Annotated in this window: 8 protein-coding genes; 3 read left to right on the forward strand and 5 right to left on the reverse strand. The window is 59.0% G+C overall.

Annotation, left to right across the window (positions count from 1 at the left end):
* Positions 1-78 precede the first annotated feature (78 nt).
* Both RY113_RS17330 and RY113_RS17335 read left to right on the forward strand, forming a co-directional pair.
* On the forward strand, positions 79-1,161 hold the full coding sequence (locus RY113_RS17330) for a biotin/lipoate A/B protein ligase family protein (RefSeq protein ID WP_110106207.1): 1,083 nt from the start codon (positions 79-81) through the stop codon (positions 1,159-1,161).
* Complete coding sequence (locus RY113_RS17335; RefSeq protein ID WP_315915637.1) at positions 1,140-2,225, forward strand: tellurite resistance/C4-dicarboxylate transporter family protein; 1,086 nt, start codon at positions 1,140-1,142, stop codon at positions 2,223-2,225. Before RY113_RS17330 ends, RY113_RS17335 begins: the two co-directional genes overlap by 22 nt.
* On the opposite strand, the gene pepN is transcribed toward RY113_RS17335, so the two are convergent.
* From pepN to glgC, 4 genes are all read right to left on the reverse strand, one after another.
* Positions 2,222-4,861, reverse strand: a complete 2,640-nt coding sequence (gene pepN, locus RY113_RS17340) for an aminopeptidase N (RefSeq protein ID WP_315915638.1) — start codon at positions 4,859-4,861, stop codon at positions 2,222-2,224. The genes RY113_RS17335 and pepN overlap by 4 nt on opposite strands.
* Positions 4,862-4,963: 102 nt before the next feature.
* Positions 4,964-6,049 (reverse strand): putative sulfate exporter family transporter, encoded by a 1,086-nt coding sequence (locus RY113_RS17345; protein ID WP_315915639.1) that lies wholly within the window; start codon positions 6,047-6,049, stop codon positions 4,964-4,966.
* Positions 6,043-7,482 (reverse strand): SDR family NAD(P)-dependent oxidoreductase, encoded by a 1,440-nt coding sequence (locus tag RY113_RS17350; protein ID WP_110106211.1) that lies wholly within the window; start codon positions 7,480-7,482, stop codon positions 6,043-6,045. Before RY113_RS17350 ends, RY113_RS17345 begins: the two co-directional genes overlap by 7 nt.
* On the reverse strand, positions 7,479-8,924 hold the full coding sequence (gene glgC / locus RY113_RS17355; RefSeq protein ID WP_315915640.1) for a glucose-1-phosphate adenylyltransferase: 1,446 nt from the start codon (positions 8,922-8,924) through the stop codon (positions 7,479-7,481). Before glgC ends, RY113_RS17350 begins: the two co-directional genes overlap by 4 nt.
* 107 nt (positions 8,925-9,031) lie before the next feature.
* Between glgC and glgA the strand changes: the two genes are divergently transcribed.
* On the forward strand, positions 9,032-10,231 hold the full coding sequence (glgA, locus tag RY113_RS17360; protein ID WP_110106213.1) for a glycogen synthase: 1,200 nt from the start codon (positions 9,032-9,034) through the stop codon (positions 10,229-10,231).
* Positions 10,232-10,352: 121 nt separating this feature from the next.
* Here the strand turns inward: glgA and RY113_RS17365 are convergent.
* Positions 10,353-11,499 (reverse strand): DUF222 domain-containing protein (locus RY113_RS17365; protein WP_315915641.1); only part of this gene is annotated, 1,147 nt, incomplete at its 5' end.

An 11,499-nucleotide genomic window follows, 5' to 3' on the forward strand; every position in this document is an offset into this window, starting at 1 on the left:
TCTAAGGCAGGGTCCGCACGGAAAGTGCGGGCCCTGCCTTTTTTGCGCTTCCCCCCGCCAGCTTGGGAAGATAGAGCCATGGCTTCTGAACTGCACGGTGAAAATTCTGAACTGCATGGTGAATATAAGGTTCACGGCGGCAAATTGGTGGTGGTAGATTGCCGCGTCATTGATGAGACGCTAGCGGATGTACACGTCAGCGGCGACTTCTTCCTGGAACCTGACGAGGCACTTGATGACATTAACGCCGCGTTGAACGGCTTGCCTGCCAACCTTTCTGCCGATGCGCTGGCAAATGCCATCACGGCAGCACTGCCCCCGGAGGCCGTGCTCTTTGGTTTCTCCGCCCAGGCCGTAGCCATCACGCTCCGCCGGGCGCTGACGAAAGCAACGAGCTGGCTCGATCACGAGTGGGACGTCATCGCCCCAACCATTTTGCCAACGGCCCTCAACGTGGCATTAGATGAGGTATTGACGGAGGAAGTGGGTGCGGGGCGCCGCAATCCCACCCTGCGCTTCTGGGACTGGGACGAGCCATCCGTGGTGATTGGCAGCTTTCAGTCCGTGCGCAACGAATTGGAGCCGGCCGGCGTCGAAAAGTACGGTATCAAGGTGGTGCGGCGGGTCAGCGGTGGTGGCGCCATGTTCATGGAGGCCGGAAACTGCATCACTTACTCCCTGTACGTGCCCCAGACGTTGGTGGACGGGCTGAACTTTGAGGACTCCTACAAGTTCCTTGACGCATGGGTTTTGGCCGCCCTTGAATCCATGGGAATTGAGGCGTTTTATGTGCCCCTCAATGACATTGCCACGGGCAAGGGCAAGATTGGTGGTGCAGCCCAGAAACGGCTCAGCAATGGCGCCATGGTGCACCATGTGACAATGAGCTATGACATTGACGCAGACAAAATGGTGCAGGTGTTGCGGATTGGCAAGGAAAAACTTTCGGATAAGGGAACCCGCTCGGCCAAGAAACGGGTGGATCCGCTGCGCCGCCAAAGCGGCATGAGCCGGCAGGAAATTCTAGAACGCATGGCGGCAACGTTTAGCGCGCGTTATGACGCCCGCCCAGCCCTGCTGACCGAGGCGGAACTGGCGGAAGCAGCACGCAGGGTGGAGAGTAAATTTGGCACAGAGGAATGGCTGAACCGGGTTCCATGAGTGCCCTTGCCCGTGTGAGCTCCCGTATCAAGGGTGCCTGGCCCAATCAGCCACCAGCGGCCTTTGCCTTTGTCATGGCTACCGGCATAGTCTCCTCGGCTCTACTTGATGCGGGATGGGGCCTAGCTGCAAGAGCACTGCTGTGGATGGCCGTTGGCGCTCTTCTGGTGTTGCTTGTTGGACTGGTGGGCAGATTAGTGATCCATACCAACGACGCCGTGATTGACTTCCGTGACCCCCACAGAGGTTTCGGATATCTGACCATGGTTGCGGCCATCAACGTGGTGGGTGTGGGTTTCCACCCTGTGGCGCCAGCCGTCACGTGGGTCATGGCTGCCATGAGTATTCCCTTGTGGCTTTTTCTGGCCTATGGTGTGCCGCTGTCCATGATGCTGCGCACCGAAATTGGTGAGACGTTGCGCCCACGCCTGCTGCCCGTGGATGGGACCTGGTTCCTGTGGGTGGTTTCCACCCAGTCACTGGCCATGGTGGCGGCGTCCCTGGCCACCGGTGGCAGTCAAGTACGGTTCCTAAGCGATGCGGCGGTGGCGTTTTGGGGCATTGGCATCATGCTTTATTTGACGCTCACCACCCTCGTCATGCTACGTCTGCTCACGGGCGGTGAGAACCATGGCGGGATTGTGCCCACCAACTGGATCTTCATGGGGGCCACGGCCATCACCGTCCTGGCCGGTTCTATGATCTTGCACCTGCCAGCAGAGGTGCCCGTCATCCACGTAGCCGGCCCCACCGTGGGCGGCATCAGCTATCTGCTGTGGGCTTTTGGCTTGTGGTGGGTTCCCCTTTTGGTGGCCTTCGGTTTCTGGCGGCATGCGGTGCGGCGCGAACCCCTGCGCTACTCAACGGCGCTGTGGTCCATTGTGTTTCCCCTGGGCATGTTCGCTGTGGCAACCTACCGTTTTGGCACGGTCAACCACATGCCCCTTGTTGCCTGGCTGGGAAACGTGGCCACGTGGACGGCCGTGGCAGCCTGGCTTGCAGTTCTTCTCGGCATGACGCTGACCTTTATCCGCTGGGTGCGGCGTGGGAATCCCGCCGGTTAGGCCCCAGCCTGTGCCCTCAGCGCACGGAGCATTTGGTCCCGCTGTTCCAGCACAATTCTACGTAGCCCTGCCGGGGCATCCGCATGCCCGGCCAGCCACGTGTCCGTGCGGTGCACCACGGGATGGTGTTCCGGGCTGGTGCCGGCGGCCAAATCCTGGCGCGAAGGGAACAACCCGCCCACAATGCGCCCGGCAATTTCCAGGCTCCGACTACGCCATACATCCTCAATAGACTGGAAGTAGGGCTCAGTGAACGGCGCCAACAACACGGCCTCACCCACCATGAAACCTGCGATCGTGGCACTGAGGAGCTCGTTGCTCAGTTCCTTGCCCTCCACAGCCTCCGCCCAGCGCTCTGCTTTAAGTTCAGCGACTGGCAGAGCCGCGACGGCGGCACAATGGTTGGCCCGGTGTTCCGCCGTGGTGTCCTGTGCCAATTCGGCATCCAACTCGGCGCGCGTAGCATTCCCGCGCGCGGCAAGTTGTTGCCACAGCAGCCAGCGCAAGCTCCCATCCACGACAAGACCCGGCGGCACGTTCACCCCAGCCAGAAGTTCCCGGCTGCGCTCATTGAGCTCATCGCTGCCCCGGCCCAACAAGGCCAGCGTACGGGCCCAGACCAGCTGTTCATCACTGCTGGGGGCGGCTTGCTGTAGGAGCTGTTTGAGACCGGAATGCAACTGTTCCCCAGCCCCGTCACGGTCACGGATGGGGCAGAAGTGTTCAAGTGCGTACAGGGCATTCTCTGCCAGGGTTTGCAACAAGCTGGTGTCGGCCTCGCCACCAGCATGAGCCACCACCGTACGCAGATACACGGCTGCGGGCAACAGGGCATCCCGTGTGGCGTTCCACAACGCAGACCAGACAAGGCTGCGGGCCAATGGGTCAACTATGCGGCCCACCCCCGTCAGCGCCGTGCTCAGTGAGCCGGCATCCAACCGAACCTTGGCGTAGCTTAAGTCCCCATCATTGAGAAGGACCAATTCAGGGGCAGGGCACCCTGTGGCCTCTGGCACCTGCGTCTTAGCGCCCACCACATCGACGGCGAACGAGGCGCTCCTGACCAGGGCACCGGCGTCGTACGTGAAAAAGCCAACGTCAAGGCGGTGGGGGCGCACGGCCACACTGCCGGTCAACGGATCAAAGGCTGTTTGTGTGATGGACAGTGACGTCACGGCGCCCTTGTCAACATCCAGATCCGGGACCAGCGTGGACATGCCCGAGGTGCCAAGCCACTGGGCTGCCCACGTCTGAAGGGCGCGGCCCGATGCCTTGCTGAGCGGGACCAGCAGGTCCTGCAGGGACGTGTTGGCGTATGCGTGGTTCTTGAAATACTCGCGAGAACCGGCGATGAAGGCCTCCCTGCCCACGTACGCCACGAGTTGCTTCAACACGGAGGCACCCTTTGCGTAGGTGATGCCGTCAAAGTTGGACTTGGCGGCTTCCAGATTCGCGATGTCAGCGAGGATGGGGTGTGTTGTAGGCAGCTGGTCCTGAGTGTAGGCCCAGGCCTTGCGACGGCTGGCGAACATGGTCCAGGACTTCTCACCCCAATCGGTGGCCTCCGCAACTGCGAGGTGGCCCATATAGTCGGCAAAGGACTCCTTCAGCCACAGGTCATCCCACCACGCCATCGTGACAAGATCGCCAAACCACATGTGCGCCATCTCGTGCATGATCGTATTGGCGCGTTGCTGATACGCGGTGTCTGTGGCGCGGGAGGAGTACAGATAGGCCTCGGTGAGAGTCACCAGACCAGGGTTTTCCATGGCGCCGAGATTGTATTCGGGCACAAACGCCTGATCATACTTGCCGAAGGGGTACGGATAGTCGAAGAGCTCGTTGAAGTATGCCAGCCCGGACTTGGTCACCGCAAAAATGGCCTCGGTATCAAAGTGGCTCGCCAGTGACGCCCGGCAATAAGCGGCCAAGGGGATGTTCATCTGCAGGCCGGCATGACTGCTCTCGGGAGAGAAAACCATGGAGAAATGATCTTCTGCCTTGAAGTACGGTCCGGCCAGTACGGTTGTAATATATGTGGAAATCGCTAAGGTGGGGGCAAAATCCCAGCGGCTTAGCTCAGCGCCCGCCGCTGTCTTTGTAGCCACTGTCTTGTTGGCCACGGCTTGGTTGGATGCCACCAGCCAATGCGCTGGTGCCGTGACATGGAAGGTGAAGGGGGCCTTCAGATCGGGTTGCTCAAAATTGGCAAAAACGCGGCGGGCGTCAGCCGGCTCGTATTGGGTATAGGTGTAGGTTTTACCGTCCGCGGGATCCACAAACCTGTGCAGTCCCTCGCCGCTCGTGGAGTAGGCGGCCGTGGCGCTCACCACTACCTCGTTCTGGGCGGCTAGGGCGGGCAGGATAATCCGCGCCCCGTCAACCACCTCGGCTACGGGTAAGTGGTGCCCGTTCAGGATCACCGATTCAACAGATAAACCTATGAAGTCCAAGAAAGTGTGTGATGCTCCGGGGGCGGACATGTCAGCCGCGAAGCTAATAGTGGTTCGGCTCGCGAAGCCAGGAACGGCAAGGTCTTCCGCTTCGCTAAGATCCAGTGCTACATCGTAGCCATGGACGGTGAGGAAGGACTTCCGGAGGGCGGCTTCACTACGCAAAAGATTTTCATTGGACACCAATTCATTCAATCATGTACCGCCACCAAAGCAAGCACGGACTAAAGGAAGCTGGGCGTCCAAGGCCACGAGGCGCCCAGTGTATCAAGACACCCAAGGATGTTAGGGGGTCATCAGGTGCACGGCGCCAAAGGCCAACGCTGCAATAAGGGCCCAGGCGCACATGGCCATGGCGGTTGCGCGCAGTCCGGTAGCCAACAGGTCCCGGACCCGGACGCTGGAACCCAGTCCAAAGAGTGCAGCACCCAAGGCAATGTCTTGAGCCAGGGCGCCCCCTTCAATGACGCTCTGCGGCAACCAGCCCGTGGTTCGAATCGCGGCCAGCAGAAGGAAGCCCACCACAAACAGGGGCACTACGGGCGGAAACCGGGTAGCCTTCGCCGTGCTTGTATCCGTTGGGGCTGCGTCTGAACGGCTTTGATGTGCTGCCAGCTCACCCTTCTGGCGGCGGCGTTCCACACCCCCGGCTACTCCCACAATAGGTGCCAGAAGCACTACGCGCGTGAGCTTGATAACCACGGCCGCACTGAGCGCAACGTTTCCCGCCGTCTGTGCCGTCGCCACCACCTGTCCCACGTCATGAACGCCAGCGCCCACCCATTGGCCAAACTGCAGCGCGGAGAGACCCAGAGGATGCATCAGCAGCGGCAGTACACCAATCGCCAGTGTTCCACACAGTGTCACAAGGGCCACTGGCAGCACCGTGTCTTCATGTTTGGTCCCCTTGACAGCGGCCATGGCGCCGATGGCGGAAGCTCCACAGATGGAGAAGCCGGTGGCAATCAGAAGAGGTAGATCGCCGGCCAGCCTAAAAAGCTTCCCCAAAGCGTAGGTGCCAGCAAAACTGAGCAGCACCACAGTAACCACCAGTGCAACACTGAACCAGCCCAGATCCATGATGTCTCCTAGGCTGAGCTTCAGACCTAAAAAGACGATTCCCACGCGCATCAGATGCTTCCCGGCAAAGTTCAACCCGGCGCGCCACGATCCTTGGCACAGTGTTGAGGTGCCTGGGAGGTTGACGGCGGCAATGCCCAGTACCACTGCTACCGTCATGGCTGGCAGCATCGGTATCAGGGCATGAACAACCAAAGAGAGCGCCACGGCCGCAAAAGCTACAGCCATTCCAGGCCCCAGCTTCCGTATGCCGTCCCCTAAGGCTTGCCGGCCGGCGTCGGGCTTCACCATGGGCTGGGCTTGTAGTCCTTGAGGAAGACACCGTATTGGTCTTCGCCAGATTCGCCCATGACGATGGGATCATAGACTCGGGCAGCTCCGTCCACCAGATCTAGTGGCGCGTGGAAGCCTTCCTCGGCCAGGCGAACCTTGGTGTAGTGCGGGCGTTCGTCAGTGATCCAGCCGGTATCAACTGCCGTCATCAGAATGCCGTCGGTCTCCAGCATCTCCTGGGCGCTGGTGCGGGTCAGCATGTTCAATGCGGCCTTGGCCATGTTGGTGTGCGGATGGCCCGGGCCCTTGTAGGCACGGGAGAACTGGCCCTCCATGGCGGAGACATTAACAATGTACTTGCGGTGGGCTGCGGAAGCCTGCATGGCCGGGCGAAGACGCGAAACCAGCAGGAAAGGTGCCGTGACGTTGCAGAGCTGGACTTCAAGCATTTCCAACGGGTCCACCTGGTCCACTACCTGGGTCCAGCTGTTGATTGCCGCCACATCAGGAACCAGGCCTCCGGCGTCGATGGCTGTGCCTGCTTCGATGCGATCCAAAGAGGCCGAGCCCATGGAGAGCGCCAAAGCGGCAATTTCATTGCCAGCCAGTTGCGGGTGTTCCATCATCTGGGTGGCCAGGGCTAGCGGATGTTTGTCGTGGGCATGGCCAAATGTGACCAGTTCTGGCATGGGGGAGTCGGTGGGCAACTCCTCAAGTTCAGCGTCAACGAGCGGTTTGTAGGCGTTGCCGGAGCGGCGAACTGTCTGTGCAGCATTGTTGATGATGATGTCCAGCGGGCCGGCTTCGTTGAGGGAATCAGCCAGGGCCACAACCTGGGTTGGATCACGCAGGTCTATGCCGACGATGCTCAGGCGGTGGAGCCATTCGCTGCTGTCTTCCATGGCGGCGAAGCGGCGGGCAGCATCCTTGGGGAAGCGAGTGGTGATGGTGGTGTGGGCCCCGTCGCGCAAGAGGCGCAAGGCAATGTACATACCGATTTTTGCCCGGCCTCCCGTGAGGAGGGCGCGTTTGCCGCTGAGGTCGGTCCGCGCGTCGCGCTTTGAATGGTTGAAAGCGGCACAGTCCGGGCACAGCTGGTGATAGAACGCGTCTACCAGGGTGTAGTGCTGTTTGCAGATGTAACACGGGCGGGAACGCAGAAGCGTTCCCGCCGTGTCACCAGTCGTTGAGGGTTTGAGCTTGTTGCCCCGAGTCTCATCGTCAATGCGATCCGGAGCCGCGGTGGCGGTCAACGCGATCACTGCCTTGTCGGCGTCGTTGATCGCATCACGCTTGACCACTCGACGGTGCCGTTTGACTGCCTTGAACATTTTTCCTGTAGCTCGGCGAACCGAAACATAGTCAGGGTGCTCTTCGTCGTAGACATGGATGGACTCCAAAACCTTAAGACAATTTTGGATCTCTTCAGGGGTTAATTCGGGGGCGCTCACCCATCAATGCTAGCCTCTCCGTCATATGACATTGACCCAGCATGAACGGGGGTGATGGCAGAAAGTTGATTCTCCACTATTTTCATTGCCGTCTCCTCGGACAATTGGTTCCTGTCGATGGCGAGGGCGAGAGCCTCGGGCAGCTCTGCCGCCGCTTCTAGAGCGAGTTTTCTTTCATGCTCGTCAGGCGGCGAAACGAACTGTCCCTTGCTCAGGACCGTGAGCCCGGACTCGGTGATGGTGAAACCGCGAGCCCTGTCCAATTCGACGTCTACACCGATCGTTGCTCCGGCTGGGATCTTGACGTTCTTATCAATGATGGCGCGGCGTATAACGGCGCCGGCGCCAACCGATACCCGATCCATGAGCACAGATTCCTGTACCCGTGCACCTGCGGCTACAAAGACGTCGTTGGAGAGGACAGAATTCTCCACTACACCGCCGGAGACCACAACGCCAGGGGCGACTATGGAATCCAGAGCTGTTCCCACCGAGTTCTGTTCCCCGCGGACAAACTTCGCCGGTGGAGAGGTTGTATTACGCGTGAAGATAGGCCATGCCCTGTTGTACAGGTTAAAGATCGGCATGGGCGAAATCAGATCCATATGCGCGTCATAGTAGGAATCGATGGTTCCTACATCTCGCCAGTAGTTCCGGTCCCGGTCAGTGGCATCAGGGATGTCATTGGTGGAGAAATCGTAGACGTAAGCCTCATCTCGGCTTACGAAGTACGGGATGATGTCCCCGCCCATGTCATTTTTCGTGTCTTCCTTGAGCGCGTCCTGTTCCAGGGCTTCGATCAGGGCATCTGCGTCAAAGACATAGTTTCCCATGGAAGCAAGGAACTGGTCAGGGGCATCCATCAGCCCCGGAGTCGATTCAGGTTTCTCCACAAAGGCTGAGATCTTGTGGGCGCCAATTGCCCCGTCAATGGGGGTTCCATCAATTTCGATGACACCAAATTGGTCAGCCATCTCCAAGGGCTGGCGCACGGCGGCAACTGTTGCGCGGGCGCCAGAGGCGATGTGGCTTTGGACCATTTGTTCAAAGTCCATGCGGTAGACGTGATCGGCTCCCACCACCACCACAATATCGGGCTCAGCATCGCCGATGAGGTTCAGAGACTGGTAGATGGCGTTGGCACTACCTAGGAACCAGCTCTTACCACGGCGCTGTTGTGCGGGAACGGAGGCAACATAGTTACCCAATTGTGTTGACATGCGCCATGTTTCCGAAATATGACGGTCAAGGCTATGCGATTTGTATTGTGTCAACACCACAATTTTGAAATACCCTGAATTTGCCAAATTAGACAATGCGAAATCGACTAACCTAAATCCGGCGAAGGGAACAGCCGGTTTAGCGCGGTCAGCTGTCAAGGGCATTAACCTTTTACCCTCACCACCTGCTAAGACGATCGCCAGAACCTTCTTGACTGACATGATTCAACCTCCGACAGCTTGTATGGTGCACCTCGCGGTGGCCTGATCTGCAGGTCACAACAACTTCACACTAGAACAAATGTGTCCCGACAGACTACCTTGTTAGTGTGCGTATCGACATTGTGACAAAAGAGTTTCCGCCCGAGATTTACGGTGGGGCCGGCGTGCATGTAGCCGAGCTCAGCCGTGTCTTGGCAGCCAAAGCAGATTTGCATGTGCATGCCTTTGGAAAGGAACGGGACAAGGACTTTCATGGCGCAAATGTGACGTCATATGAGAATCTTCCTGAACTTTCACAAGCAAATGCAGCAATACAAACATTGGGTGTTGATTTACGGGTTGTTTCGGCCATCGCAGGCTCAGACTTGGTCCATTCACATACCTGGTATGCGAACATGGCCGGGCATATTGCTGCGCTTTTGCATGATATCCCGCATGTCCTCAGCGCCCACAGCCTCGAGCCGTTACGGCCCTGGAAGGCTGAACAGTTGGGAGGCGGTTATGCCGTTTCCTCGTGGGTTGAAAAGACTGCTTACGAATCGGCAGCAGCGATCATCGCGGTATCAGCGGGCATGCGAGCAGACATCTTACGCAGTTATCCCGATGTAGATCCGGCCAAAGTGAAAGTCATTCATAACGGTATTGATGTGGCTCAATGGCAGCGGGACGAGGAAGACGGATTTGTCCGCTCGCTCGGTATCGATCCAGACCGGCCCAGTGTGGTGTGGGTAGGGCGGGTGACGCGTCAAAAGGGCGTGCCCTACCTGTTGAAAGCGGCTGCGTACCTGCCGCCGGAGGTCCAATTGGTGCTCTGTGCCGGCGCTGCTGACACCCCGGAGCTCGGGGCTGAGGTCAATGAGCTCATTGACGGTCTCAAGGCTCAGCGCGATGGCGTCATCGTCATCGAGCGCATGTTGCCGCGTGCTGAGCTGATTCAAGTTCTCAGTCACGCGACTGTGTTTGCTTGCCCGTCCATCTATGAACCCTTGGGAATTGTGAATTTGGAGGCCATGGCGTGCGGTGCTGCCGTGGTTGCCAGCGCCACGGGCGGCATCCCAGAAGTTGTGGCACACGGCGAGACAGGTTTGCTGGTTCCTCTCGAGCAGGTCAGTGATGGAACTGGAACACCGCTGGACCCGGAAAAGTTTGTTGCTGATTTTGCCGCAGCCATGATCGAAGTCGTCAACGATCCTGCTCGGGCACGTGAGATGGGAGAGAAGGGCCGCCAGCGGGCCAGGGATAACTTCTCTTGGGAGTCAATTGTGGAGCAGACTCTCGATGTTTATAAGAGCGTTCTTCCAGAGTAGTAGTTGTAGCTAAGTTGTAGCTAAGACAGAGGAGGCCCGGTCAATGACCGGGCCTCCTCTGTCTTCTTACGGCGGTTGTGGGGATGATCTGGCATTTTTGGTGATGCGGCCGTGCTGTGGCTTAGTTGGTGTTTTTTGGGAGGCCGTGGTGGTAGTTGTTGCGGCGTTTGGTTTGGGTGGGGTCGATGGTGAAGGGGGGTGTGTACCAGGGGGTGCCGTTGATGAGTTGTAGTTGCCATTGGCTGTGGTGGAGGAGGGTGTGGTGGTGTTGGCAGAGGAGGGTGGCGTTGTTGAGGTCAGTGGGGCCGCCGTCTTGCCAGGGAGTGATGTGGTGGGCTTCGCACCAGGTGGCGGGGCTGGTGCAGTCGGGGAAGGTGCAGCCGAGATCGCGGGCGTAGAGGGCTTTGCGTTGGGTGGGGGTGAAAAGGCGTTGGGTGCGGCCTAGGTTGATGATGTTTTGGCCGGTGCTGTAGGTGATGGTGGTGATCTCAGGGTCACAGAGGGTTTGTGCGAAGAGGTTCAGCGGCATGGGGCCGCTATGGGTGGTGTAGATAGTGCCGGTGCCGGTGGCGGTGTTGTTGCGGAGTTCTGCTTCGGTGCAGCTGAGGATGAGTTGGGTTTTCAGGCCGCCGTTGAGGGGGAGTTTTCCAGTGCGGGCGGCGAGTTTGACGCAGGAGATGAGTCCGTCGAGGAGTTTTTGTCCGTAGGTGCGGGTGTCTTTCACGGCCGGGTCGGTGCTGTTCGGGTCGATGGAATCTAGCCCTTCGAAGGGTTCATTGCTGCCCGGGGCTGGGACGTTGATGCCGTAAAGCTGATGAGGCCACGGCACTGTTTCCTCAGCATCCACTGGATCCGCAGCATCCACAGCATCCACTGGATTCGCTGGGTCCGCAGGGTCCGCAGTTTTGGCTGCGTCCTCTGCAATATCGGTAGATGCGGTAGTCACTGGGTCCGCTGCTTGTACTGGGTTATCTGTTGCGGCTGGGGCGAACCAGAACCAGGTATCGCCGTCGAAGACGGGGGCGATGGCGTTCTCGGGGGCTTGTGGTGGCCGTGGTGGTATTTCCCCGGGTTCTAGCTTGCGTCGCCATCCGTTACCCAGAGGTGGTGGTGTGGCTCTGGCCGGTTCTGGTGGCTCTGGTGGGTTGGGGGTGGTGAACTGGGCGGAGAGATCGCGTAGTTGTTCTAGAAGTGAGCTTTGCCCAGCACATTCTTGGTTCCGGGTGGTGTCTGTCCCGCCGCTGGTGTCTGTGCCGGCAGTCCCGCCT

Origin of the sequence: Arthrobacter sp. lap29 (assembly GCF_032458965.1) — a bacterium.
Classification (GTDB): Bacteria; Actinomycetota; Actinomycetes; order Actinomycetales; family Micrococcaceae; genus Specibacter; species Specibacter psychrochitiniphilus.

Bases quoted from the DNA above. Each gene is read 5' to 3' on its own strand.
- glgC (WP_315915640.1), bottom strand. From the start codon at position 8,924: ATGTCAGTCAAGAAGGTTCTGGCGATCGTCTTAGCAGGTGGTGAGGGT.
- RY113_RS17345 (WP_315915639.1), bottom strand. From the start codon at position 6,049: ATGGTGAAGCCCGACGCCGGCCGGCAAGCCTTAGGGGACGGCATACGG.
- RY113_RS17335 (WP_315915637.1), top strand. From the start codon at position 1,140: ATGGCTGAACCGGGTTCCATGAGTGCCCTTGCCCGTGTGAGCTCCCGT.
- RY113_RS17330 (WP_110106207.1), top strand. From the start codon at position 79: ATGGCTTCTGAACTGCACGGTGAAAATTCTGAACTGCATGGTGAATAT.